We start from the raw sequence: 25,059 nt of genomic DNA, 5'->3' as shown, positions 1-25,059 counted from the left end.
CTAAGAGGAAGGCCTTGTGATTCGCGTACTGGTAGCCGAAGACCACACCATCGTTCGAGAAGGCATCAAGCAATTGATCGGCCTGGCCAAAGACCTGCAGGTCGTGGGCGAGGCGAGCAATGGCGAGCAGTTGCTTGAGACCTTGCGCCATGTACCCTGCGAGGTGGTGTTGCTGGATATCTCGATGCCTGGCGTCAACGGTTTGGAGGCGATTGCGCGGATACGCGCGTTGAGCAATCCGCCGGCGATCCTGGTGCTGTCCATGCACGATGAAGCGCAGATGGCCGCCCGCGCCCTGAAGGTCGGCGCTGCCGGTTACGCAACCAAGGACAGCGACCCGGCGCTGTTGCTCACGGCGATCCGCAAGGTGGCGGCCGGTGGGCGCTACATCGACCCGGACCTGGCGGACCGCATGGTCTTTGAAGTCGGCCTGACGGATGCCCGTCCGCTGCATTCGCTGCTGTCGGAGCGGGAGTTCTCGGTGTTCGAGCGCCTGGCTCAGGGCGCGAATGTCAATGACATCGCCCAGCAGCTGGCGCTGAGCAGCAAGACCATCAGCACCCACAAGGCGCGGCTTATGCAGAAGCTCAATATCACTTCGTTGGCGGAACTGGTGAAGTACGCCATGGAGCACAAGCTTTTGTAGGGCGCGGGGAGACGTCTATTCCTTGCCGGCGAAAGCGATTCTTCGTACGCATCGCCGCCGAGCCGGGCTTCTACAGGGAAGGGGCGTGTCTGTTTGCGACAGGTGTTTCGCAGGTAGATGCCCATTCTTGCCGCTTGCAGCTCGCATCTTGTCGCAGCACTGTCCTGTCCCCGCCATTCGTGTAGGGCGATCCCTACCCCCAACCTTCCATCCGGCTGATGCGATTCTCTCCTGGCCCCCGATTTCCGGGGGCTCGCGGCTGGACTACGCTTGTGCCACGGCAGTCCAAAACACAAAGGTGCGGGTATGAGCGAGGTGGATTCAAATGATGTGCTGGTCAGCTTTCGTGGCGTGCAGAAGAGCTACGACGGCGAGAACCTGATCGTCAAGGACCTCAACCTGGAGATTCGCAAGGGCGAGTTCCTCACCCTGCTCGGGCCGTCCGGGTCGGGCAAGACCACCAGCCTGATGATGCTCGCCGGCTTTGAAACGCCGACTGCCGGCGAAATCCAATTGGCCGGTCGCTCCATCAACAACGTGCCGCCGCACAAGCGTGATATCGGCATGGTGTTCCAGAACTACGCGTTGTTCCCGCACATGACCGTCGCCGAGAACCTCGCGTTCCCGCTGTCGGTGCGCGGCTTGAGCAAGACCGACATCAGCGAGCGGGTCAAGCGCGTGCTGAATATGGTCCAGCTCGACGCCTTCGCCCAGCGCTACCCGGCGCAACTCTCCGGCGGCCAGCAACAGCGCGTGGCATTGGCCCGGGCGCTGGTGTTCGAGCCGCAACTGGTGCTGATGGACGAACCCCTCGGCGCCCTCGACAAACAACTGCGTGAACACATGCAGATGGAGATCAAGCACCTGCACCAGCGGCTCGGCGTGACCGTGGTGTACGTGACCCACGACCAGGGCGAAGCCTTGACCATGTCTGACCGGGTAGCGGTGTTCCACCAGGGCGAGATCCAGCAGATTGCCGCGCCGCGCACCCTCTATGAAGAGCCGAAGAACACCTTCGTCGCCAACTTCATCGGCGAGAACAACCGCCTCAACGGGCGCCTGCACAGCCATACCGGCGACCGTTGCGTGGTGGAGCTGGCGCGCGGCGAGAAGGTCGAGGCGCTGGCGGTGAACGTCGGCCAGGTCGGTGGCCCGGTGACCCTGTCGGTACGCCCTGAACGCGTCAGCCTGAATGGTTCCAGCGAGAGCTGCAGCAACCGTTTCTCCGGGCGGGTGGCGGAGTTCATCTACCTGGGTGACCACGTGCGTGTGCGCCTGGAAGTCTGCGGCAAGACCGATTTTTTTGTGAAACAACCGATCGCCGAGCTGGACCCAGCGTTGGCGGTTGGCGACGTGGTACCGATTGGCTGGCAAGTCGAGCACGTTCGCGCACTCGACCCACTTCTAGAGGCGAATTGATCGCCCCATGGCTTCACCAACCCTGCACGTGGAGAGAACAACAATGTTGAGATCCCTTAAATATTCGGCCCTGGCGATTGGATTGATGGGCGCGACACAGGCCATGGCAGGCCCGGACCTGACGGTCGTGTCCTTCGGCGGCGCGAACAAGGCGGCCCAGGTCAAGGCCTTCTATGCACCGTGGGAAAGCGCCGGCAACGGCAAGATCGTCGCTGGCGAGTACAACGGCGAAATGGCCAAGGTCAAGGCCATGGTCGACACCAAGAGCGTGTCCTGGGACCTGGTGGAAGTCGAATCCCCGGAACTGTCGCGTGGGTGCGACGAAGACATGTTCGAGCCGCTGGACCCGAAACTGTTCGGCAACGCGGCCGACTACGTGAAGGGCGCGATCCAGCCGTGCGGCGTGGGCTTCTTCGTGTGGTCCACCGTATTGGCCTACAACGCCGACAAGCTGGCTTCTGCGCCGACCAGTTGGGCAGATTTCTGGGACACCAAGAAATTCCCGGGCAAGCGCGGCCTGCGCAAGGGCGCCAAGTACACCCTGGAATTCGCCTTGATGGCTGATGGGGTTGCACCGAAGGACGTCTACAAAGTGCTGGCCGGCAAGGATGGCCAGGACCGTGCGTTCAAGAAACTCGACGAACTCAAGCCGTCGATCCAGTGGTGGGAAGCCGGTGCACAGCCACCGCAGTACCTCGCCTCGGGCGACGTGGTGATGAGCTCGGCCTACAACGGTCGCATCGCTGCCGTGCAGAAAGAGAGCAACCTGAAAGTGGTGTGGAACGGCGGCATCTACGACTTCGATGCCTGGGCTATTCCGAAGGGCCTGGCCAAGGATCGCGCGGAAGCGGCGAAGAAATTCATCGCCTTCTCGGTGCAGCCGCAGCAGCAGAAAACCTATTCGGAAAACATCGCCTACGGCCCGGCCAATACTCAAGCCGTACCGTTGCTGGCCAAGGATGTGCTGAAGGATATGCCGACCACGCCAGAGAACATCGCCAACCAGGTGCAGATCGATGTGAGCTTCTGGGCGGATAACGGCGAGCAGTTGGAGCAGCGCTTCAATTCCTGGGCTGCCAAATAACCTGCAACACCGCTGGACCCATGTGCGAACCGGTAAGTGTGGGAGCGGGCTTGCTTGCGAATACGGTGGATGAGTCTACTCATGGGCTGACTGTCACACCGCATTCGCGAGCCAGCGCGCTCCCACACAAGCCCGCCCCCACATGAAATCTGCTGTGTTGGGCAGAGCGCATTCATTTTCAAGTTCCGGAGTTTGCCATGGTTATCGCCATTCCCAGCCCCACCCTCAAGCAGCGCCTGGCGCGTGCCGAGCGGCTCAATCGCTGGAAGGCGCAGGCCTTGATTGCGCCGCTGGTGCTGTTTTTGCTGCTGGTGTTCCTGGTGCCGATTGTTGCGCTGCTTTACAAAAGCGTCGGCAACCCGGAAGTGGTGGGCGGCCTGCCGCGCACCGTGGTCGCGGTGAAGACCTGGGATGGCCGGGGTTTGCCGGGCGAGCCGGTGTATCAGGCCCTCAGCGAGGACCTGGGCGAAGCGCGTAAAAACCAGACCCTGGGCGACCTGTCCAAGCGCTTGAACATGGAACTGGCCGGCTATCGCAGCCTGCTGACCAAAACCGCGCGGGCGCTGCCGTTCAGCGACGCACCCGCTTCCTATAAAGAAGCGCTGGAAAGCCTCGATGAACGCTGGGGCGACCCGGCGTACTGGCAGGCGATCCGGCGCAATACCAGCAGCCTCACACCGTATTACCTGCTGGCGGCCGTCGATCATCGCATCGACGACCTCGGCGAAGTCGCCCCGGCCACGCCGGACCAGGCGATCTACCTGGACATCTTCGCCCGCACCTTCTGGATGGGCCTGGTGATCACCTTCGTGTGCCTGCTGCTGGCCTATCCCCTGGCCTACCTGTTGGCCAACCTGCCGGCGCGCAAAAGCAACCTGCTGATGATCCTCGTGCTGCTGCCGTTCTGGACCTCGATCCTGGTGCGGGTGGCGGCGTGGATCGTGTTGCTGCAGTCCGGTGGCCTGATCAATAGCGCGTTGATGGGCATGGGCCTGGTCGACAAACCGGTGGAGCTGGTGTTCAACCGCACCGGGGTCTACATCTCGATGGTGCACATCCTGCTGCCGTTCATGATCCTGCCGATCTACAGCGTGATGAAGGGTATCTCGCCCACCTATATGCGTGCGGCAATTTCCCTGGGTTGTCACCCATTCGCGAGCTTCTGGCGCGTGTACTTCCCGCAGACCTACGCCGGGGTCGGCGCCGGCTGCCTGCTGGTGTTTATCCTGGCGATTGGTTACTACATCACGCCGGCGCTGCTCGGCAGCCCGAACGACCAGATGGTCAGCTACTTCGTGGCCTTCTACACCAACACGAGCATCAACTGGGGCATGGCGACGGCGCTGGGCGGCTTGCTGCTGCTGGCGACCGTGGTGCTGTACCTGATCTATAACCGGCTGGTGGGCGCCAGTCGCCTGCGCCTGAGCTGAGGAGACCTTGCGATGCTGAGTCCTTATATGTCGCCCGTCGAGCGGGTGTGGTTCTACAGCTTGCGGATTCTCTGCGGCCTGATCCTGCTGTTCCTGATCCTGCCCGTGCTGGTGATCATCCCGCTGTCGTTCAACAGCGGCAGTTTCCTGGTGTACCCGCTGCAGGGTTTTTCGCTGCACTGGTACCAGGACTTCTTCGCCTCGGCCGAATGGATGCGTGCCTTGAAGAACAGCATCATCGTCGCCCCGGCGGCCACGGTGCTGGCCATGGTGTTCGGCACGCTGGCGGCGATTGGCCTGACGCGCGGGAATTTCCCCGGCAAAGCCTTGGTCATGGCCTTGGTGATTTCGCCGATGGTGGTGCCGGTGGTGATCATCGGCGTGGCCAGTTACCTGTTCTTTGCGCCGCTGGGCCTGGGCAACAGTTTCTTCTCGCTGATTGTGGTGCACGCCGTGCTTGGCGTGCCGTTTGTCATCATCACCGTGTCGGCGACGTTGCAGGGGTTCAACCATAATCTGGTGCGGGCGGCTGCCAGCCTGGGCGCTTCGCCATTGACCGCGTTTCGCCGGGTGACCCTGCCGTTGATTGCACCGGGGGTGATCTCCGGCGCGCTGTTCGCCTTCGCCACGTCGTTCGACGAGGTGGTGGTGACGCTGTTCCTCGCCGGCCCCGAGCAAGCGACCCTGCCGCGCCAGATGTTCAGCGGCATCCGCGAGAACCTCAGCCCGACCATTGCTGCGGCAGCGACCTTGTTGATTGCCTTCTCGGTCTTGCTGTTGCTGACCCTGGAATGGCTGCGTGGCCGCAGCGAGAAACTGCGTACCGCGCAGGTCTAAACCCAAATGGAGATCAAAATGTGGGAGCGGGCTTGCTCGCGAAAGCGGTGGATCAGTAAAAGGTCTGTTGACTGACACACCGCTTTCGCGAGCAAGCCCGCACACATTGGGTTTGTGTTCATTCAGACCATTCAGTTGCTGAATGGCTGACAACCTATTTCCCTCAGCTACTCTAGTGCCAGCCCATTTCCGAATAAGAGGCCGCGCACATGAGTACTTCCTCATTCAAGATCGCCCACAAACTGCTGACCGGCGCTGGCGCCATCGAACAACTGGCTGCCGAACTCACACGCCTGGATGTGGACAACCCGCTGATCGTCACCGATGCCGCACTGGTCAAGTCCGGCACCGTGGCGCTGGCGCTCGAACACCTTGGTGAGCGCACTTACGAAATCTTCGACCGCGTGCTGCCCGACCCGGAAATCGCCATCGTCGAGGACTGCATGCGCGTGTACCGCGAAGGCGGGCACGATGGCCTGATCGGCGTGGGCGGTGGCAGCGCCATCGACATCGCCAAGAGTGTCGCGGCCTATGCCGGTTATCACGGCGCGCTGGCGGATTTGTTCGGCGTCGACCAGGTGCCGCGCAAGGGCCCGCCGCTGATCGCGATCCCTACCACTGCCGGCACCGGCTCCGAGGTGACCAATGTGGCGATCCTCTCCGACAAGGCCGCGCAGTTGAAGAAAGGCATCGTCAGCGATTACCTGCTGCCGGATGTCGCGTTGATCAGCCCGCAAATGACCTTGACCTGCCCGCGCAGTGTCACTGCGGCCAGTGGTGTGGATGCGCTGGTGCATGCCATCGAGTCCTATTTGTCGCTGAACGCCTCGCCGATCACCGATGCCCTGGCCATTGGTGCGATCAAGCTGATTGCCACGGCGCTGCCCAAGGCCTACGCCAACCCGGCCAACCTGCAGGCCCGCGATGACATGGCCACCGCGAGCCTGATGGCCGGCATGGCATTCGGTAACGCCGGGGTCGGCGCGGTGCACGCATTGGCGTACCAGCTGGGTGGACGCTTCAATATCGCCCACGGCGTGAGCAACGCCCTGTTGCTGCCGTATGTGATGCACTGGAACAAGCTGGCCTGTGTCGAGCGCATGCAGGACATTGCCCAGGCCATGGGCGTGAATGTGAGCGGGCTCAGCGTCAACGATGCGGCCGACCAGGCAGTCGAGGCGATGACACGCTTGTGCGCTGCCGTGGAGATCCCGGCAGGCCTGCGCAGCTTTGGCGTGCCCGAGGAGGCTATCGCGTCCATGGCCACCGAAGCGGCCGGTATCGAGCGCCTGATGCGCAACAATCCGCGCAAGCTCAGCGCGGCGGATATCGAGAAAATCTATCGGGCTGCGTACTAGCCGTTGAGCCAGGTCACGGTGCGCAGGGCAAAGCATGAGGTATACAATGCGCGCCATCGTGATTTAGCTCAAAAAAGGTGCGTCATGCAGCCCTTCGTCATTGCTCCATCGATTCTCTCCGCCGACTTCGCCCGCCTGGGTGAGGAAGTGGACAAAGTGTTGGCCGCCGGTGCCGACTTCGTGCACTTCGATGTCATGGACAACCACTACGTGCCCAACCTGACCATTGGCCCGATGGTCTGCGCGGCGCTGCGCAAGTACGGCGTCACCGCGCCGATCGACGCGCACCTGATGGTCAGCCCGGTGGACCGCATCGTCGGCGACTTCATCGAGGCCGGCGCCACCTACATCACGTTCCACCCGGAAGCCACGCTGCACGTCGATCGCACCCTGCAACTGATCCGCGAAGGCGGTTGCAAGGCGGGCCTGGTGTTCAACCCGGCCACCCCGTTGAGCGTGCTTGAATACGTGATGGACAAGGTCGACATGGTCTTGCTGATGAGCGTCAACCCAGGCTTCGGCGGGCAGAAGTTCATCCCCGGCACCCTGAACAAACTGCGCGAAGCCCGCGCGCTGATCGATGCCTCGGGCCGCGATATCCGCCTGGAAATCGACGGCGGGGTCAACGTCAACAATATCCGTGAAATCGCAGCAGCAGGCGCCGACACCTTTGTGGCCGGCTCGGCGATCTTCAACGCCCCCGATTACCAGGAAGTCATCGACAAGATGCGTGCAGAACTGGCGCTGGCGCGTCCATGAGCGGCTTCGAGCAGCTGTTTCCCGGCAAGCTGCCACGGCTGGTGATGTTCGATCTGGACGGTACGTTGATCGATTCGGTGCCTGACCTGGCAGCGGCGGTGGACGAGATGCTGCTCAAGCTGGGGCGCAAGCCGGCGGGGATCGAATCGGTGCGCGAGTGGGTCGGCAACGGCGTGCAGATGCTGGTGCGCCGGGCCTTGGCCAATCACATCGATGCCGAAGGCGTCGACGATGTCGAGGCCGAGCACGCCCTGGAACTGTTCAATGCCGCCTATGAAGGCGGCCACGAACTGACCGTGGTCTACCCCGGCGTGCGCGACACGCTCAAATGGTTGAGCAAGCAGGGCGTGGAAATGGCCCTGATCACCAACAAGCCGGAGCGTTTCGTCGCGCCGCTGTTGGACCAGATGAAAATCGGCCGGTATTTCCGCTGGATCATCGGTGGCGATACCTTGCCGCAGAAGAAGCCCGACCCGGCAGCGCTGTTTTTCGTGATGAAAATGGCCAATATTCCTGCCTCCCAGTCGTTGTTTGTCGGCGATTCGCGCAGTGATGTGCTGGCGGCAAAGGCCGCTGGCGTGCAGTGCGTGGCGCTCAGTTACGGCTACAACCATGGCCGGCCGATCGCCGAAGAGTCGCCGGCGCTGGTGATTGATGACCTGCGACTGTTAATCCCCGGTTGCTTGGGAGCGGGCGCTGAGATAACGTTGCCCGACATCGATCCGTCCCCTTCTGGAAATTCCATCGTGGTGGTCACTCGCAAACTCTGGATGAAAGTCATCAAGGCCCTGGCCCGCTGGCGTTGGCGCGCCTGACTGATCCTGGCCGCGCTGCGGCACGTTTGCATACCTGACTGTTAGACCCTCATGCCACGAGGCACATCATGACCCGCGAAGAATTCCTGCGTTTGGCCGCTGCCGGCTATAACCGCATTCCCATGGCCTGCGAAACCCTGGCCGACTTCGATACGCCGCTGTCGATCTACCTGAAACTGGCCGACGAGCCCAACTCCTACCTGCTCGAATCGGTACAGGGCGGCGAGAAGTGGGGCCGCTACTCGATCATCGGCCTGCCGTGCCGCACCGTACTGCGGGTGCACGACCATCACGTGAGCATCACCCATGATGGCGTCGAGATTGAAAGCCATGACGTGGAAGACCCGCTGGCGTTCGTCGAAACCTTCAAGGCGCGCTACAACGTGCCGACCATCCCTGGCCTGCCGCGTTTCAACGGCGGCCTGGTGGGGTATTTCGGCTACGACTGCGTGCGCTACGTGGAAAAACGCCTGGGCAAATGCCCGAACCCGGATCCGCTGGGTGTACCGGACATTCTGTTGATGGTCTCGGATGCGGTGGTGGTGTTCGACAACCTCGCCGGCAAGATGCACGCGATCGTGCTCGCCGACCCGTCCAAGGCTGACGCCTTCGAGCAGGGCCAGGCCAGCCTCGAAGCCCTGCTGGAAAAACTGCGCCAGCCAATCACTCCGCGTCGCGGCCTGGACCTCAGCCGTCCACCGGCAGCCGACCCGATCTTTCGTTCAAGCTTTACTCAGGATGACTACGAGCGCGCGGTCGATACCATCAAGGAATACATCCTCGCCGGTGACTGCATGCAAGTGGTGCCGTCGCAGCGCATGTCCATCGACTTCAAGGCTGCGCCGATCGACCTGTATCGCGCGCTGCGCTGCTTCAACCCGACGCCGTACATGTACTTCTTCAACTTTGGCGACTTCCACGTGGTGGGCAGTTCGCCGGAAGTGCTGGTGCGGGTCGAAGACAACCTGATCACCGTGCGTCCGATCGCCGGCACACGCCCGCGTGGCGCGACCGAAGAAGCCGACCTGGCGCTGGAAGAAGACCTGCTCAGTGACGACAAGGAAATCGCCGAGCACCTGATGCTGATCGACCTGGGCCGCAACGACACCGGGCGTGTGTCGGAAATCGGTTCGGTGAAACTCACCGAGAAGATGGTGATCGAGCGTTACTCGAATGTGATGCACATTGTGTCCAACGTCACCGGTGAGCTGAAAGCCGGCTTGACCGCGATGGACGCGCTGCGCGCGATTCTGCCGGCGGGCACCTTGTCGGGTGCGCCGAAGATCCGCGCGATGGAGATCATCGACGAGCTGGAACCGGTCAAGCGCGGTGTCTACGGCGGCGCCGTGGGTTATTTCGCCTGGAACGGCAACATGGACACCGCCATTGCGATCCGTACGGCGGTGATCAAGGACGGGGAACTGCACGTGCAGGCCGGCGGCGGGATCGTCGCCGACTCGGTGCCGGCCCTCGAATGGGAAGAAACCCTGAACAAGCGCCGCGCGATGTTCCGCGCCGTTGCGCTGGCTGAACAGACCCCCAATTCCTGAGGTTTCCCCCATGTTGCTGATGATTGATAACTACGACTCCTTTACCTACAACGTTGTGCAGTACCTGGGCGAGCTGGGTGCCGAGGTCAAGGTAGTGCGCAACGACGAACTGAGCGTGGCCGAGATCGCTGCCCTGAACCCGGAGCGTATCGTGGTTTCGCCAGGCCCGTGCACGCCGACCGAGGCGGGTATTTCCCTGGAAGCAATCCAATATTTCGCCGGCAAGCTGCCGATCCTGGGCGTGTGCCTGGGCCACCAGTCCATCGGCCAGGCCTTTGGCGGTGACGTGGTGCGCGCGCGCCAGGTGATGCACGGCAAGACCAGCCCGGTGTTCCATAATGATGTGGGCGTGTTTCACGGCCTCAACCTGCCGGTGACCGTGACCCGCTACCATTCGCTGGTGGTCAAGCGCGAGACCCTGCCGGAATGCCTGGAACTCACCGCCTGGACCCAGCTGGAAGACGGTTCGGTCGACGAGATCATGGGCCTGCGCCACAAGACACTGAATATCGAAGGGGTGCAATTTCACCCCGAATCGATCCTGACCGAGCAGGGCTACGAGCTGTTCGCCAACTTTCTCAAGCAGAGCGGCGGCACGCGCTAAGGACTTTCCATGGATATCAAGACTGCCCTGAGCCGTATCGTCGGCCACCTGGACCTGAGCACCGCTGAAATGAGCGATGTGATGCGCGAGATCATGACCGGTCAATGCACCGACGCGCAGATCGGCGCGTTCATGATGGCCATGCGCATGAAGAGCGAGAGCATCGACGAGATCGTCGGCGCCGTGTCGGTCATGCGCGAGCTGGCGGACAAGGTTGAGCTCAAGACCCTCGATGGCGTGGTCGACGTGGTCGGCACCGGCGGCGACGGTGCGAATATTTTCAACGTGTCGACGGCGTCCTCCTTTGTGGTCGCGGCGGCGGGTTGCACCGTGGCCAAGCACGGCAACCGTGCGGTGTCCGGCAAGAGCGGCAGCGCCGACCTGCTGGAAGCGGCCGGCATCTACCTGAACCTGACCCCGGTACAAGTGGCGCGCTGCATCGACAACGTCGGCATCGGCTTCATGTTTGCCCAGTCCCACCATGGCGCGATGAAGCACGCCGCAGGCCCGCGCAAGGACCTCGGCCTGCGTACCCTGTTCAACATGCTCGGCCCGCTTACGAATCCGGCCGGTGTGAAGCACCAGGTGGTCGGCGTGTTCAGCCAGGCCCTGTGCCGGCCGCTGGCGGAAGTATTGCAACGCCTGGGCAGCAAGCATGTGCTGGTGGTGCATTCCAAGGACGGCCTGGACGAATTCAGCCTGGCAGCACCGACCTTCGTGGCGGAGTTGAAGGACGACCAGGTCACCGAATACTGGGTCGAGCCTGAAGACTTGGGCATGAAAAGCCAGAGCCTGCACGGCCTGGCGGTGGAAAGCCCGGCGGCATCGCTGGAACTGATTCGCGATGCCCTCGGGCGTCGCAAGACCGAGAACGGTCAAAAAGCGGCGGAAATGATTGTTCTGAATGCTGGCGCGGCACTTTACGCAGCCGACCACGCCTATAGTCTTAAGGAAGGTGTCGCCTTGGCCCACGATGCGCTGCACACTGGTCTGGCTCGCGAGAAGCTCGAAGAACTGGGAGCATTCACCGCAGTATTCAAGATGGAGAATGAAGGATGAGTGTGCCGACCGTTCTGGAAAAGATCCTGGCCCGCAAGGCCGAAGAAGTCGCCGAGCGCCGTGCTCGCGTCAGCCTCGCCGAGCTGGAAAGCCAGGCGAAAATCGCTGACGCACCGCGTGGTTTTGCCAATGCACTGATCAAGCAGGCCAAGGAAAAACAGCCTGCCGTCATTGCTGAAATCAAGAAGGCTTCGCCCAGCAAGGGTGTGATCCGCGAGATCTTCATTCCTGAAGACATTGCCAAGAGCTATGAGAAGGGCGGGGCGACGTGCCTCTCCGTGCTCACCGATATCGATTACTTCCAAGGCAGCGACCTGTTCCTGCAGCAGGCTCGCGCGGCGTGCAAGTTGCCGGTGATCCGCAAGGATTTCATGGTCGACCCGTACCAGATCGTCGAAGCCCGCGCCTTGGGCGCCGACTGCGTGCTGCTGATCGTCTCCGCGCTGGATGATGTGAAGATGGCGGAGCTGGCGGCCGTGGCCAAGAGTGTCGGCCTGGATGTGCTGGTCGAAGTACACGACGGTGATGAGCTGGAACGTGCGCTGAAAACCCTCGACACCCCGCTGGTGGGCGTCAACAACCGTAATCTGCACACCTTCGAAGTCAGCCTGGAAAACACCCTCGACCTGCTGCCGCGGATTCCGCGCGACCGTCTGGTGATTACCGAGAGTGGCATCGTCAACCGTGCCGATGTGGAACTGATGGAAATCAGTGGGGTGTACTCGTTCCTGGTGGGCGAGACCTTCATGCGTGCCGAGAACCCGGGGGCGGAGTTGCAGCGTCTGTTCTTCCCGGAGCGTGGCGTGGCGGTGAGTGGTTCGACCCTCGACTGACTTTCAACGTCGGTAAGTGTGGGGGCTGGCTTTTGTGGGAGCTGGCTTGCCTGCGATAGCGTCACCTTGGTGATATAGATACACCGAGGTGCTTGCATCGCAGGCAAGCCAGCTCCCACATTTGATTCTGTGCTGATCCAGAGAGGTAGGTGTTCGATGACCAAGCCAATGTCGATGACTGTCCAAGCAGGTCTTGCCGGCGAGCAAGACCTCCTGGCGGCCGTTTGCGCGGGTGAGCAGGAATTCGGCCTATTATTCTGGCAACCCAGCGACCAAGCCCTGGTAATGCCCCGCCGCTTGAGTCGGCTGCCAGCGTTCGAAACCGCTAGCCAGGTCTCGGCGGACGCCGGTTGGCCGGTATTGCTGCGCGAAACCGGCGGCGAGCCGGTGCCGCAGTCGAGTGCCACGGTGAATATTGCCCTGGTCTACGCACCCCCACGCAGCGAAGGCGACCAAGGCCGCATCGAAACCGGTTACCAGCGTTTATGCCAGCCGATCTGCGATATGTTGATCGAGTTGGGCGGTGACGCCTCGGTCGGTGAAATCGACGGGGCGTTCTGTGATGGTCGCTATAACGTCAACCTCAACGGTCGCAAGATGGTCGGCACTGCCCAGCGCTGGCGGCAAGTCGGCGGTCGTCCGGTGGGGTTGGTGCACGGTGCGCTGTTGCTGGAAAACGATCGCGATGAGTTGATCGCGGCGGTCAATCGCTTCAACCAGGCGTGTGGCCTTGAGCAGCGGGTGCGTGCCGACAGCCATATCGCCCTGCACGAAGCCTTCGCCGCGCCGGACGCCATCAGCCGGCTCGACACGTTGTACCGTCAGATGTTGGCCAGCTTCCTGCCGGGTTAACGGGTACCGAACACCACCATCGTCTTGCCTTTGACGTGCACCAGGTTGCGTTCTTCGAGGTCCTTGAGCACTCGTCCGACCATCTCCCGTGAACAGCCGACAATGCGCCCGATTTCCTGGCGCGTGACTTTGATCTGCATGCCGTCGGGATGGGTCATGGCGTCGGGCTGCTTGCACAACTCCAACAGGCAGCGCGCCACGCGGCCGGTGACATCAAAGAACGCCAGGTCGCCGACCTTGCGCGTGGTGTCACGCAGACGCTGGGCGATTTGACCGCTGAGGGCGTAGAGAATGTCGGGATCGTGCTGGGCCAGTTCGCGAAATTTGGCGTAACTGATCTCGGCCACTTCGCATTCGACCTTGGCGCGCACCCAGGCACTGCGCTCCTGCTCCTTGCCGGCCTGTTCAAACAGCCCCAGCTCCCCAAAGAAATCCCCGGTGTTCAGGTAGGCGATGATCATTTCACGGCCGTCTTCATCCTCGATCAGGATGGTGACCGAGCCTTTGATAATGAAGAACAGCGTTTCGGAGCGCTCGCCGGCGCAGATGATGTTGTGCTTGGCCGGATAGCGCCGGCGCTGGCAGTGCATCAGCAGCTTGTCGAGATTCTTGATCTTGGGTATGGGAGTAAGAGCAACCATGGTTGTATCCCGAAAAGACTGCACGGTGTAGATGGATTTGTTTTTATACCAGCGGTATCGGCATTGATACACGCTGTACAAAGGATGGCAATGCGCCATTGAGTTGGCGCCAGCTTACCAGACACATTCTGTCTCTATTAGCCAAATTAGCCGGGAAATCCTGCTATTGATCGCTTTCATGGGAAACACTGCCGTGATCAGCCCCTGTGCTAAGCTGGCGACCCTTTTTTAGCAGTGGAGTCTGGGCGATGAAGGCACGCATCCAATGGGCGGGCGAAGCCATGTTCCTCGGTGAGTCGGGCAGTGGCCATGTGGTGGTCATGGACGGCCCGCCGGAAGCCGGTGGCCGTAACCTGGGCGTACGCCCGATGGAAATGCTCCTGCTGGGTGTAGGCGGTTGCAGCAATTTCGACGTGGTCAGTATCCTGAAAAAGTCCCGCCAGGCCGTGGAAAGCTGCGAAGCCTTCCTGGAAGCCGAGCGCGCCACTGAAGATCCCAAGGTGTTCACCAAGATCCACATGCACTTTGTGGTCAAGGGGCGGGCGCTGAAGGAAGCCCAGGTCAAGCGGGCCATCGAGCTGTCGGCAGAGAAGTACTGCTCGGCGTCGATCATGCTGGGCGCGGCCGGTGTGGCCATCACCCATGATTACGAAATCATTGAGCTGGGTTGATCGCACAATCTGCTGGCAAAAAGAAAGGGCGCTTTGAAAGCGCCCTTTTTTGCGACTCAGGCTTGCTGCATTCAGATCCGATACGTGCTTTTGGTCATGACCTTGGCCAGCACGCTCATGCCAAACCGCACCGGAGCCGGGAAGCGAAAGCCGCCGGCATCCAGCGCGCTTTCGGCGTGGTGCTCTTCGTCGATGCGCATTTGTTCGAGAATCGCCCGCGACTTTTCGTCTTCGGCCGGCAGTTGCTCAAGGTGTTCATCCAGGTGCTTGCACACCTGATGTTCGGTTGCTGCGACAAAACCCAGGCTGACCTTGTCGCTGATCAGCCCTGCGGCGGCGCCGATGCCAAACGACAAGCCATAAAACAGCGGGTTCAGCACGCTAGGGTGGCTCCCCAACTGGCGGATGCGTTGCTCGCACCAGGCCAGGTGGTCGATTTCTTCCTCGGCCGCATGCTCCATGGCTGCACGCACCTGCGGCAGCTTGGCGGTCAAGGCCTGGCCTTGATACAGCGCCTGGGCACAGACTTCACCGGTATGGTTGATACGCATCAGGCCAGCGACATGGCGGGTATCGGTCTCGCTCATCTGTGCATCGGGCTGCACGATGGCGGGCGACGGGCGATACGGTTGGCCGCTGAAAGGCAGCAGCGTGCGCATGGCCATGTCGGCTTGCAGCAACAGGCGATCAATCGGCGAGTAGTGACGTTGGGTAGTCATGCTGACCTCCGGGAAGAATCTCGGCGGCCAGTTTACCGCAAGAGAGGGGGGAGCGTTTGCGCTGAGTCAATTTGCCCTTGTGGCGAGGGAGCTTGCTGCCGTTCGACTACGAAGCAGTCGCAAGCTCCAACGGGGAATCAGCCCGGCGGCCAGTTCATCTGGCGCTGACCCAGCACATGCATATGGATGTGATAAACGGTCTGTCCGCCTTTCGGGTTGCAGTTCATCACCACCCGGAAGCCTTCTTCGCAGCCTTGCTCCACCGCCAGGCGCTGGGCAGTGAACAGAATATGGCCAGCCAGGGCCTTGTCTTCCTCAGTCAGGTCGTTGAGGGTGGGAATGTGTTTCTTCGGGATCACCAGGAAATGTACGGGGGCTGCCGGGTGGATGTCCTTGAAGGCAAGGACTTGATCATCTTCGTAGATGATATCCGCGGGTATTTCTCTGTTGATGATCTTGGTGAACAGAGTATCCACAGCTGTTTCTCCATTATGAAAGTGCAGGGTGAGTGTACTCAGGCAATCAGCGCGGGCAATAGGCCTTGTTGATGGCCCCGGCAATCTTGCGGGTGAGCCAGCGCGGGCTGAAACGCGGGCTGAAGGCGATCCAGCGGTTGCGTCGGCCGGGAATGATGATGGCTTTGTTCTTTTCCAGCGCACGCACAGTGTAAAGCGCCACTTCTTCCGGGCTCATCAGCTTGTCGCTGCCCTCGAGCTTGGCCGTGTCCATTTGCGCGGTGCCGTAGAACGCGGTACGCGTCGGGCCCGGGCAGAGCACCGAGACCTTGATGCCACAGGTCTTGAGTTCTTCACGCAGTCCTTCGGAGAAGTGCAGTACATAGGCCTTGCTGGCGTAATAGCTGCTCATCCACGGGCCGGGTTGGAACGCTGCAACCGAGGCAACGTTGAGGATCTGCCCGCCGCCATGCAGCGCCATGGCATTGCCAAGGGCGTGACACATGCGGGTCAGGGCCAGGATGTTGACTTCGATCAGATCCTGCTCGGTCATCCAGTCCTGGGCCAGGAATGGGCCGCTGGTGCCGATGCCGGCGCAGTTCACCAGCAAATCGATCTGCCGCTCGCCTTCTTCCAGCTCCAGCAGGAACCCGGACAAGCGCAGTGGCTCGCCCAGGTCGCAGGCGCGAAACAGCACTTCGACGCCAAAGCGTTGAGTCAATTCGATTGCAATGCTTTCCAACTGATCACGCTGGCGGGCCACCAGAATCAAGCTGCGGCCGCGACGGGCAAGGGCTTCGGCCAAGGCCAGGCCGATGCCGCTTGAGGCACCGGTGATCAGAGCGTAACGGGTCATGCCTTTCTCCATCGCAACGCCCCCGGCCTGTGACGGAGGCATCACAGGCGGCGGGCGTTTCTTTACTGTTCTGGAGAGTCTACAGGTTCGGCCGCTTCGTCAGCACTTTGCGCGTCGTCTTCCTCGACAGTGGCGGCTTGATCGGCTTCGTCATCGGAGGTGATGGAGCTGCTTTCGTAGCTGCTGTCCATGTTGGCTTCGAGCTGGTCCAGGTAACCGTTCATGCCCAGCGTGACGACGATGGCCAGCACCACCGGGATAAACGCCAGCCACAACGTGGCGAGGACTTTTACCGCCGTGGAGTTGCGCGGAGGCGGTGCGCCGTATTGGTTGGCGCCCGCATTACCTGGCAATACCAGCAGCAGGATCGGGAAGACGCTGTTCACCAGCGGTACGAGGTTGAGAAAGTACAGCCAGCCGGACCATCCCAGGTCGTGCAGGCGCTGCACACCGATTTGCACGCTGACCCACACCAGCGCAACGAACAATGCCAGGCCGAGCACCACGCCAATGAGGGTGCCCAATACTGGCGAGGCCGTGGCTACCGCGAAACTGACGGTGCTGATAATGCCGCCAGCCACCAGCAGCGCGAGAGTCAGTACCAGCGTCCAGGCCAGATACCGCAGACGGCCAATGCGCCCGTGGATGGTAAAGACCTTGAGGGTGGCGTATTCCGGCAGGTCATCGCCCACGGTGGCGCGTGGCGGGGCGTAAGGTGAGGCCGCCGGGCGCGAGTAATCGGTGTTGGAGGACTCCGTCTCGTGGGTTTCGGCGAGGCTGAAGGCCACTGGTTGTTCGGGTTCGATGCGCGCATCCACCCCGGCGTTTTTCAGCGCAGTGAGGTAGGTTTCGGCATCCGGACGGGATAGATCGCGTTTGAGTGCAACCGGGCGGCCAGTGAAGAGTTTCTCGATGGCTTCGACTTCACTCTTGAACAGCTCGGCCAGGTTCAGTTTGGCCGTGGTGCTTTCGACACCCGGGAGCAAGGCTCCATCAAACACAATCTTGAAACGGTTGTCGCTCATGCGGGCTTCCTTGTCACTTGTTCAGGGAGGTGGTGCAGGCTTGCCGGATGGGCAGGCCTTGCGATGGGTTCAGCGTGGCCAGCGCAATTGTGCCGCCTGCTCGCGCGCCTTGCGGTATTCGGCATCCAGGCGGGCAACGAGTTCATCGACGCTGGGCAAATCGTCAATCTCGCCGACCCCCTGGCCGGCAGACCATACCGTCTTCCAGGCTTTCGCTTCGTCGCTCAACGGCTTGAGCTTGGAGCCGAAGTTGACTTCGCCCTTGCCTTGCAGCGCAGCCAGGTCGAAACCGGCGTTTTCCAGGCTCTGGCGCATGAAGCTGGCAGGCACGCCGGAGACAGCGGGAGTGTGCACGATGTCGGCGGCGCGCGATGTGAGCAGCATCTCTTTATAGGCATCCGGGGCGTGGCTTTCGGTGGTGCCGATAAAGCGCGTGCCGAAATACGCCAGGTCTGCGCCCAACAACTGGGCCGCGAGGATTTCGTGTCCATGGTTGAGGCAGCCGGCCAGCAGCAGGGTCTTGTCGAAGAACTGGCGAATCTCGGCGATCAGCGCGAATGGGCTCCAGGTGCCAGCATGACCACCGGCTCCGGCGGCTACGGCAATCAAGCCATCCACGCCGGCTTCAGCGGCCTTTTCGGCATGGCGCCGGGTCGTGACATCGTGGAACACCAAGCCGCCGTAGCTGTGGACGGCATCCACCAGCTCCTTCACTGCACCGAGGCTGGTGATGACGATGGGCACCTTGTGCTCGACGCAGATCGCCAGGTCAGCCTCAAGCCGTGGGTTGCTGTTATGCACGATCAGGTTGACGGCATACGGCGCGGGATTGTCCAACTGCGCCAGGCCCGCTTCGATTTCCTCCAGCCAAGCCTTGAAGCCGCTGCTCTCGCGCTGATTGAGCGCCGGAAAGCTGCCGACCACCCCGTTGCGACAGCACGCCAGGACCAGTTGGGGGTTGGAAATCAGAAACATCGGCGCAGCGACGACCGGCAGGCGCAGACGTTGTTCAAGCAAAGCGGGCAGCGACATTGGAGGTACCCCGAGTAATTGAAATTAGAACGGTTTGACCACGACCAAAATTACGATAGCCAGCAATATCAGAACGGGCACTTCATTGAACCAGCGATAAAAGACATGGCTGCGGGTGTTTTCGCCACGGGCGAAGCGTTTTACCTGCGCGCCGCACATGTGGTGGTAGCCGATCAGCAACACCACCAGGCTGAGCTTGGCGTGGATCCAGGCGCCGGATTTAAAGATCGCAGGGTTGAGCGCAATCAGCCAGATGCCGAATACCAGGCTGGCGACCATCGCCGGGCCCATGATGCCGCGGTAGAGCTTGCGCTCCATGATGCTGAAGCGTTCCTTGCTGACGGTGTCTTCGCTTTGGGCGTGGTAGACAAACAGGCGTGGCAGGTAGAACAACCCGGCAAACCAGCAGACGATGCTGACGATGTGGAAGGCTTTGATCCATAGATAGAGCATTTCTAGTTATTCCCAGGTTCACGGTAACTGAAGATAGTAGTGGCTCATGCGCCCGTACGTCACGTTGACGGTTGTCGCAGGACGATACGGCCCCTATTATCGACGGCTTTCCAGTGGGTTCGTTGAGGGCAGGTTTATGGTCAAGGTCGGTATCGTCGGCGGCACGGGTTACACCGGTGTCGAATTGCTGCGTCTGTTGGCTCAGCATCCGCAAGCTGAGGTGGTGGTCATCACTTCCCGATCCGAGGCCGGACTGGCCGTGGCCGATATGTACCCGAACCTGCGCGGCCACTATGACGGCCTGGCGTTCAGCGTTCCGGACATCAAGACACTGGGCGCCTGCGATGTGGTGTTCTTTGCCACTCCTCACGGCGTTGCTCACGCGTTGGCTGGCGAATTGCTGGCTGCGGGCACCAAGGTGATCGATTTGTCGGCGGACTTTCGCCTGCAGGACGCCGATGAGTGGGCCAAGTGGTACGGCCAGCCCCACGGTGCGCCGCAATTGCTGGAGGAAGCGGTCTACGGCCTGCCGGAAGTCAATCGTGAGCAGATCAAGCAAGCGCGGCTGATCGCGGTACCGGGGTGCTATCCGACCGCCACGCAGTTGGGTTTCCTGCCATTGCTGGAAGCGGGTCTGGCGGATGCTTCGCGCCTGATCGCGGACTGCAAGTCGGGTGTGAGCGGCGCCGGTCGTGGTGCGGCTGTGGGGTCGCTGTACTCCGAGACGTCGGAAAGCATGAAGGCGTACGCGGTAAAAGGGCATCGCCATCTGCCGGAAATCCGCCAAGGGCTGCGCCGTGCCGCAGGTAAGGAGGTGGGCCTGACTTTCGTGCCGCATCTGACGCCGATGATCCGTGGCATTCACTCCACACTCTACGCAACCGTGGTCGATCGGTCGGTGGATCTGCAGGCATTGTTTGAAAAGCGCTACGCCAATGAACCGTTCGTCGACGTGATGCCAGCTGGCAGCCACCCGGAAACCCGCAGCGTGCGCGGTGCCAACGTGTGCCGGATTGCCGTGCATCGTCCTCAGGATGGCGACCTGGTCGTGGTGCTGTCGGTGATCGACAACCTGGTCAAGGGTGCGTCGGGCCAGGCGCTGCAGAACATGAACATCCTGTTTGGCCTGGATGAGAAGCTGGGCTTGTCCCACGCGGGCATGCTGCCTTAAAAACAGCTTCAAGGTGTAAGTGGCAAGCTTGAAGCTCATGGCTTGAAGCTTGCCACTGTTCCCATAATAGTTGACCGCTTTTCTAGGAGAAGCGGATAATGCCGGCCATTACGCATATGGCGGCGCTACGCCGGGAGATTATCAGCATGAGCGTTGAATCCTTCACCCCCACGGCTTTGCAATTCACCCACGGTGCTGCGCACAAGGTGAAGAGCCTGGTCGATGAAGAGGGTAATGATCGCTTGAAGCTGCGCGTATTCGTTACGGGCGGCGGTTGTTCAGGGTTTCAGTACGGTTTTACCTTCGATGAAGATGTGGCCGATGACGACACCATCGTCGAGCGCGAGGGCGTGAGCCTGGTCGTGGATCCGATGAGCTTCCAATACCTGGCAGGTGCCGAGGTGGATTACCAGGAAGGTCTGGAGGGGTCGCGTTTCGTGATCAAGAACCCTAACGCTACCACTACCTGTGGTTGCGGGTCTTCGTTCTCGATCTGATCGACGTCCTGGTCTGCAACGGATACAAAAACGCCGCTTGGCTTTGATCGGCCAAGCGGCGTTTTGCTGTCTGGGGATTGTTACGCGGGGTAGATGGCACCCAGTACCCGCAGTCCGCGTGCACCGGTGACGCTCGGGCGGTTGGCGGCAATGCCTGCCAGGCAGCAATGGGCCAGCCAGGCGAAGGCCATCGCTTCGACCCAGTCGGGGTCTACGCCGAAAGTGGCAGTACTGCTGACCTGGGTCGCAGGGAGCAGCGCGGCCAGCCGCTTCATCAGTGTGCCATTGTGGGCGCCGCCGCCACAGACCAGCAGGGTCTCTGTCTGGGCCTGTGCAGCCTGCAAGGACTCGACGATGGTCTGGGCCGTCAGTTCCAGCAGGGTAGCCTGGACATTTTGGGGCTCGAACACGGGCAAGCGTGCGAGGTGTCGTTGCAGCCACTCGAGGTTGAACACTTCGCGCCCGGTGCTTTTCGGGCCTTGGGTCTGGAAGAAGGGATCGGCCAGCAGCGCGTTGAGCAACTGGGGTTCTACCTTGCCGCTGGCAGACCACTGGCCGTCGCGATCAAAGTGTTCGCCGCGCTGCAGGTGAATCCAGGCGTCCAACAAGACGTTACCCGGGCCGCAGTCGAAACCGGCGACAGGGTTGCCGGTCTCGATCAGGCTGAGATTGCTGAAGCCTCCCACATTCAATACGGCACGGTTGCCGGTGCGTTCACCAAACAATGCCTCATGAAACGCGGGCACCAATGGCGCGCCCTGGCCGCCGGCAGCCACATCGCGGCTGCGAAAGTCACTGACAACCGTGATGCCTGTCAGCTCTGTGAGTAGAGCAGGGTTGCCAATCTGCACCGTAAAGCCCCGAGCGGGTTCGTGGCGGATGGTCTGGCCATGGCTGCCAATCGCGCGGATGTCCTGGGGCTTGAGGTTTTGCTGCTCGAGCAAGGCGTGAATGCCTTGCGCGGCGAGTTCTACCCAGTGCTGCTGGGCGATGGCCGAGCGCGCTATCTCATCCGGGCCGCTGGCGCAAAGACCCAGCAGCTCGGTGCGCAGGGCGCTGGGCATGGGGATGTAGTGCGTGGCGATCAGTTTGATCGCCGGGTCTTGTTCGATCAGGGCTATGTCCAGGCCATCAAGGCTGGTCCCGGACATCACACCTATATAGCGTGGCATGGCTTAGCGCTTCGCCGAGGCGAGCAGGGTGGAGCGCTCCTGGTCCATGCGCGCCATCAGCGGCTGGCTTTGTTGCAGGAAGCGTGCGCGCTCGGCCTTGGCGATCGGGTCGGCCATTGGCAGTTTCTGGCCCAGTGGATCGACGTGCACGCCATTCACCTGGAACTCGTAGTGCAAGTGCGGGCCGGTCGACAGGCCTGTGGTGCCGATGTAGCCGATCACCTGGCCTTGCTTGACATTACTGCCGGTCGACACGCCCTTGGCGAAGCCCTGCATGTGGCCATACAGCGTGCGGTAGGTATTGCCGTGCTGGATGATCACGGTATTGCCGTAACCGCCGCGACGTCCGGCCAGCAGCACCTTGCCGTCACCGGCTGCCTTGATGGGCGTGCCGCGCGGGGCTGCATAGTCCACGCCCTTGTGAGCGCGAATTTTGTTCAGAATTGGATGCTTGCGACCCATGGAGAAACGCGAGCTAATACGAGCGAAGTCTACCGGGGTGCGGATGAAGGCCTTGCGCATGCTATTGCCATCGGCGGTGTAGTAGCTGCTGTTGCCTTGCTTGTTGGTGTAGCGCACGGCGGTGTAGGTCTTGCCGCGGTTGGTGAAGCGCGCGGAGAGAATATTGCCGGTACCGACCACTTTGCCTTTGGCGACTTTCTGCTCGTAGATCACGTCGAATTCGTCGCCCTGGCGGATGTCCTGAGCGAAGTCGATGTCGTAGCCAAACACGCTGGCCATGTCCATGGTCATGCTATGGGACAAGCCGGCGCGCGCGGCGGATTGTGACAGCGAGCTGTTGATCACGCCGTGGACGTAGGCGGAGCGCATCACCGGCTTGGTGGTAATGCGGTTGAAGGCGAAGCCTTTGGCTCCCTTGGTCAGGGTGATGCTTTCAAGGTCGCTGACATTGCTGTGCAGGTTGTTCAGCTGGCCATCGGGAGTGAATTCAAATTCAAGCTTTTGGCCATGTTTGAGCTGGGTGAATTGCTTGGCTTGTTTGTCGCTGGCCAGTACCTCGTTAACGGTAGTGGCAGGGAGGCCGACTTTCCCGAACAGGGTCGACAGAGTGTCGCCCTTTGTCACGATCACTTCGCGGTGCAGAGGGTTCTTGGCCGCGTCGGCAGCCGGTGCAGGCTGGTCCTGGGTTGCCTGCTGGGTGTCTTCGGGGCTGCTTTCTATCTGTGCGAACGGCGATTCGGTTGGCGCATTTGTGGCTTGTTGTGCGTCGGAAGCGTCTTGATCTTGTGTGAGTTGTTCAACCGGGCTTTCCAGGTCAAGGCTCAGGGATGTTCGTTTGGCTTCTACGTCACTGGAAGGGAATACCAGGAGTGCCAGGCTGAGAAGGGCGGCGATACCACTTGCTGCGAGCAGGTGGGTCTTCGGGTAAAGCGGCGGCGCTTTAGACGGTTCTGTGGTCATAAGTAATTTTGACTTTGAAGATGAAATGGAAAAGATGAATGACATGATGAAGATGAAATAACTGTATAAAATATAACCAAATCATCTGTGGCGCAAGCTCGCGAACGCTGGGCTTGCTGAACGGTGTCCGTGCGCAGGGCAAAACTTGTAATTAGTCCCTGATCTTGTATGGTTGGTTCCCTTTTGAATCTGAGCCTTGCGGGTCTGTTATGAAGTCGGTTGAAGAGCAGCTAGCGCTGATAAAACGTGGTGCGGAAGAACTGTTGGTCGAGGCCGAGCTGATCGAAAAGCTCAAGCGTGGCCAGCCCCTGCGTATCAAGGCTGGCTTTGATCCGACGGCGCCGGATCTGCACCTGGGGCATACCGTGCTTATTAATAAGCTGCGCCAGTTCCAGGAGCTGGGGCACCAGGTCATCTTCCTTATAGGTGACTTCACCGGGATGATCGGTGATCCGAGCGGCAAGAGTGCGACGCGTCCGCCGCTGACGCGCGAGCAGGTTCTCGACAATGCTGAGACCTACAAGACTCAGGTGTTCAAGATTCTCGATCCGGCGAAAACCGAGGTGGCGTTCAACTCCACCTGGATGGATCAGATGGGGCCGGCGGATTTCATTCGCCTGACCTCGCAGTACACCGTGGCGCGCATGCTTGAGCGCGATGACTTCGACAAGCGTTACTCGACAAATCAGCCGATCGCCATTCATGAGTTCCTATATCCGCTGGTTCAGGGCTATGACTCGGTAGCGTTGCGTGCTGACGTTGAGTTGGGCGGCACTGACCAGAAGTTCAACCTGTTGATGGGGCGTGAACTGCAGCGTGCTTATGGGCAGGAGGCTCAGTGCATTCTGACCATGCCGTTGCTGGAAGGGTTGGATGGCGTCAAGAAGATGTCCAAGTCCCTGGGCAACTATGTCGGCATCCAGGAAGCGCCGGGCGTGATGTACGGCAAGCTGGTTTCCATTCCCGACGCGCTGATGTGGCGCTACTTCGAGCTGTTGAGCTTCCGCTCCATGGATGAGATCAATGCCCTGCGCGCCGATGTCGAGGCGGGCGCAAATCCGCGTGACGTCAAGATCAAGCTGGCTGAAGAGATCGTTGCGCGCTTCCATGGTGAAGAGGCAGCGGCCAGTGCGCATCGCGCGGCGGGCAATCGCATGAAGGATGGCGAGCTGCCGGATGATCTGCCGGAGATTGAGCTGTCTGCCGCTGAGGCGATGCCGATTGCTGCTGTGCTTAATAAGGCAGGTCTGGTCAAGAACTCGGCGGTTGCGCGTGACCTCCTGGGTTCCGGTGGTGTGCGTATAGATGGTGAGGTTGTCGATCGCACCTTTATATACGCGCTGGGCGCTACCCACGTCTGCCAGGCCGGGAAGAAGGCATTTGCGCGTATTACGCTCAAATCCGAATAAACCTGAAATTAAGTGTTGACGGCGAATTATATCTGTCTATAATTCGCCCCACTTCCGGCGCAGTCGAAACGGAAAACTCCTTGGTAAACAAAGAGTTACGCGAGATTCGACAGCGACTTGCTTCAGTTCATCGAAGCCCAGAAGGAGTTGGTAGAGCAGTGTTGTTTGGCTCTATTAACGTTTCGATCTTCTCGGTCGAAAGCGGAGAAAAAGAGGTGTTGACAGCAGCGTGTAACGCTGTAGAATTCGCCTCCCGCTAACGAGAGATCGGAAGCGCAAGTGGTTGAAGT

Annotated in this window: 26 protein-coding genes; 17 read left to right on the top strand and 9 right to left on the bottom strand. The window is 60.8% G+C overall.

Features of this window, described 5'->3' with window-relative positions; genetic code table 11:
• The first annotated feature begins 16 nt into the window (after positions 1 to 16).
• The 13 genes from BBG20_RS14590 (at position 17) to BBG20_RS14530 (ending at position 13,246) form a co-directional block, all read left to right on the top strand.
• The gene (locus BBG20_RS14590; RefSeq protein ID WP_065904613.1) at positions 17 to 646 is read left to right on the top strand and encodes a response regulator; all 630 of its coding nucleotides are present in this window, start codon (positions 17 to 19) and stop codon (positions 644 to 646) included.
• A gap of 306 nt (positions 647 to 952) precedes the next feature.
• A complete protein-coding gene (locus BBG20_RS14585) occupies positions 953 to 2,065 on the top strand; it encodes an ABC transporter ATP-binding protein (protein ID WP_065904611.1) in 1,113 nt (370 codons plus the stop codon).
• Positions 2,066 to 2,108: 43 nt separating this feature from the next.
• A complete protein-coding gene (locus BBG20_RS14580) occupies positions 2,109 to 3,149 on the top strand; it encodes an ABC transporter substrate-binding protein (RefSeq protein WP_065904610.1) in 1,041 nt (346 codons plus the stop codon).
• Between the two features lie 197 nt (positions 3,150 to 3,346).
• A complete protein-coding gene (locus BBG20_RS14575; protein WP_065904609.1) occupies positions 3,347 to 4,579 on the top strand; it encodes an ABC transporter permease in 1,233 nt (410 codons plus the stop codon).
• Between the two features lie 12 nt (positions 4,580 to 4,591).
• Complete coding sequence (locus tag BBG20_RS14570; protein ID WP_017739612.1) at positions 4,592 to 5,416, top strand: ABC transporter permease; 825 nt, start codon at positions 4,592 to 4,594, stop codon at positions 5,414 to 5,416.
• A 209-nt stretch (positions 5,417 to 5,625) separates the two neighbouring features.
• On the top strand, positions 5,626 to 6,774 hold the full coding sequence (locus tag BBG20_RS14565) for an iron-containing alcohol dehydrogenase (RefSeq protein WP_065904608.1): 1,149 nt from the start codon (positions 5,626 to 5,628) through the stop codon (positions 6,772 to 6,774).
• Positions 6,775 to 6,858: 84 nt separating this feature from the next.
• Positions 6,859 to 7,533, top strand: a complete 675-nt coding sequence (gene rpe, locus BBG20_RS14560; RefSeq protein ID WP_065904606.1) for a ribulose-phosphate 3-epimerase — start codon at positions 6,859 to 6,861, stop codon at positions 7,531 to 7,533.
• Positions 7,530 to 8,348: a phosphoglycolate phosphatase gene (locus BBG20_RS14555; protein ID WP_065904604.1), complete on the top strand. Its 819-nt coding sequence runs from the start codon at positions 7,530 to 7,532 to the stop codon at positions 8,346 to 8,348. Before rpe ends, BBG20_RS14555 begins: the two co-directional genes overlap by 4 nt.
• A 68-nt stretch (positions 8,349 to 8,416) precedes the next feature.
• On the top strand, positions 8,417 to 9,898 hold the full coding sequence (trpE, locus tag BBG20_RS14550) for an anthranilate synthase component I (RefSeq protein WP_065904602.1): 1,482 nt from the start codon (positions 8,417 to 8,419) through the stop codon (positions 9,896 to 9,898).
• 10 nt (positions 9,899 to 9,908) lie between these two features.
• Positions 9,909 to 10,502 (top strand): aminodeoxychorismate/anthranilate synthase component II, encoded by a 594-nt coding sequence (locus BBG20_RS14545; RefSeq protein ID WP_065904600.1) that lies wholly within the window; start codon positions 9,909 to 9,911, stop codon positions 10,500 to 10,502.
• A 9-nt stretch (positions 10,503 to 10,511) separates the two neighbouring features.
• Entirely contained in the window at positions 10,512 to 11,561 is a 1,050-nt protein-coding gene (trpD, locus tag BBG20_RS14540; RefSeq protein ID WP_065904599.1) for an anthranilate phosphoribosyltransferase, read from the top strand.
• Positions 11,558 to 12,394: an indole-3-glycerol phosphate synthase TrpC gene (gene trpC / locus BBG20_RS14535; protein ID WP_065904597.1), complete on the top strand. Its 837-nt coding sequence runs from the start codon at positions 11,558 to 11,560 to the stop codon at positions 12,392 to 12,394. Before trpD ends, trpC begins: the two co-directional genes overlap by 4 nt.
• A gap of 156 nt (positions 12,395 to 12,550) precedes the next feature.
• Positions 12,551 to 13,246, top strand: coding sequence for a lipoate--protein ligase family protein (locus BBG20_RS14530; protein ID WP_065904595.1), 696 nt, complete (start codon positions 12,551 to 12,553; stop codon positions 13,244 to 13,246).
• On the opposite strand, the gene crp is transcribed toward BBG20_RS14530, so the two are convergent.
• Positions 13,243 to 13,887, bottom strand: a complete 645-nt coding sequence (crp, locus tag BBG20_RS14525; protein ID WP_065904593.1) for a cAMP-activated global transcriptional regulator CRP — start codon at positions 13,885 to 13,887, stop codon at positions 13,243 to 13,245. The genes BBG20_RS14530 and crp overlap by 4 nt on opposite strands.
• A gap of 248 nt (positions 13,888 to 14,135) precedes the next feature.
• Between crp and BBG20_RS14520 the strand changes: the two genes are divergently transcribed.
• The gene (locus BBG20_RS14520; protein ID WP_005792019.1) at positions 14,136 to 14,558 is read left to right on the top strand and encodes an OsmC family protein; all 423 of its coding nucleotides are present in this window, start codon (positions 14,136 to 14,138) and stop codon (positions 14,556 to 14,558) included.
• A 71-nt stretch (positions 14,559 to 14,629) separates the two neighbouring features.
• Here the strand turns inward: BBG20_RS14520 and coq7 are convergent, their stop codons facing one another.
• The 6 genes from coq7 to hemJ form a co-directional block, all read right to left on the bottom strand.
• Entirely contained in the window at positions 14,630 to 15,277 is a 648-nt protein-coding gene (gene coq7, locus BBG20_RS14515) for a 2-polyprenyl-3-methyl-6-methoxy-1,4-benzoquinone monooxygenase (protein ID WP_017138087.1), read from the bottom strand.
• Positions 15,278 to 15,414: 137 nt separating this feature from the next.
• Complete coding sequence (locus tag BBG20_RS14510) at positions 15,415 to 15,753, bottom strand: histidine triad nucleotide-binding protein (protein ID WP_010206940.1); 339 nt, start codon at positions 15,751 to 15,753, stop codon at positions 15,415 to 15,417.
• A gap of 46 nt (positions 15,754 to 15,799) precedes the next feature.
• Positions 15,800 to 16,588, bottom strand: a complete 789-nt coding sequence (locus BBG20_RS14505) for an SDR family NAD(P)-dependent oxidoreductase (RefSeq protein ID WP_065904592.1) — start codon at positions 16,586 to 16,588, stop codon at positions 15,800 to 15,802.
• 62 nt (positions 16,589 to 16,650) lie between these two features.
• On the bottom strand, positions 16,651 to 17,613 hold the full coding sequence (locus BBG20_RS14500; RefSeq protein ID WP_065904590.1) for a DUF805 domain-containing protein: 963 nt from the start codon (positions 17,611 to 17,613) through the stop codon (positions 16,651 to 16,653).
• Between the two features lie 69 nt (positions 17,614 to 17,682).
• Entirely contained in the window at positions 17,683 to 18,645 is a 963-nt protein-coding gene (locus BBG20_RS14495; RefSeq protein WP_065904588.1) for an NAD(P)H-dependent flavin oxidoreductase, read from the bottom strand.
• A 24-nt stretch (positions 18,646 to 18,669) separates the two neighbouring features.
• Positions 18,670 to 19,098, bottom strand: a complete 429-nt coding sequence (hemJ, locus tag BBG20_RS14490; protein WP_065904586.1) for a protoporphyrinogen oxidase HemJ — start codon at positions 19,096 to 19,098, stop codon at positions 18,670 to 18,672.
• 136 nt (positions 19,099 to 19,234) lie between these two features.
• On the opposite strand from hemJ, the gene argC reads away from it, so the two are divergent.
• Entirely contained in the window at positions 19,235 to 20,269 is a 1,035-nt protein-coding gene (gene argC / locus BBG20_RS14485) for an N-acetyl-gamma-glutamyl-phosphate reductase (protein ID WP_065904584.1), read from the top strand.
• Between the two features lie 146 nt (positions 20,270 to 20,415).
• Positions 20,416 to 20,766, top strand: a complete 351-nt coding sequence (gene erpA / locus BBG20_RS14480; RefSeq protein WP_003176443.1) for an iron-sulfur cluster insertion protein ErpA — start codon at positions 20,416 to 20,418, stop codon at positions 20,764 to 20,766.
• Between the two features lie 80 nt (positions 20,767 to 20,846).
• Here erpA and BBG20_RS14475 read toward each other — a convergent pair whose 3' ends face one another.
• Positions 20,847 to 21,938 (bottom strand): anhydro-N-acetylmuramic acid kinase, encoded by a 1,092-nt coding sequence (locus tag BBG20_RS14475; protein WP_065904582.1) that lies wholly within the window; start codon positions 21,936 to 21,938, stop codon positions 20,847 to 20,849.
• A 3-nt stretch (positions 21,939 to 21,941) separates the two neighbouring features.
• On the bottom strand, positions 21,942 to 23,360 hold the full coding sequence (locus BBG20_RS14470; RefSeq protein ID WP_065904580.1) for a peptidoglycan DD-metalloendopeptidase family protein: 1,419 nt from the start codon (positions 23,358 to 23,360) through the stop codon (positions 21,942 to 21,944).
• 209 nt (positions 23,361 to 23,569) lie between these two features.
• Between BBG20_RS14470 and tyrS the strand changes: the two genes are divergently transcribed.
• Positions 23,570 to 24,769, top strand: coding sequence for a tyrosine--tRNA ligase (gene tyrS, locus BBG20_RS14465; protein WP_065904579.1), 1,200 nt, complete (start codon positions 23,570 to 23,572; stop codon positions 24,767 to 24,769).
• The last annotated feature ends 290 nt before the right edge of the window (positions 24,770 to 25,059 follow it).

This window comes from Pseudomonas aylmerensis (assembly GCF_001702265.1).
Lineage (GTDB): Bacteria > Pseudomonadota > Gammaproteobacteria > Pseudomonadales > Pseudomonadaceae > Aquipseudomonas > Aquipseudomonas aylmerensis.
Note: the sequence above shows the minus strand (reverse complement) of the source record. Positions and strands in the feature narration are given on the sequence as shown.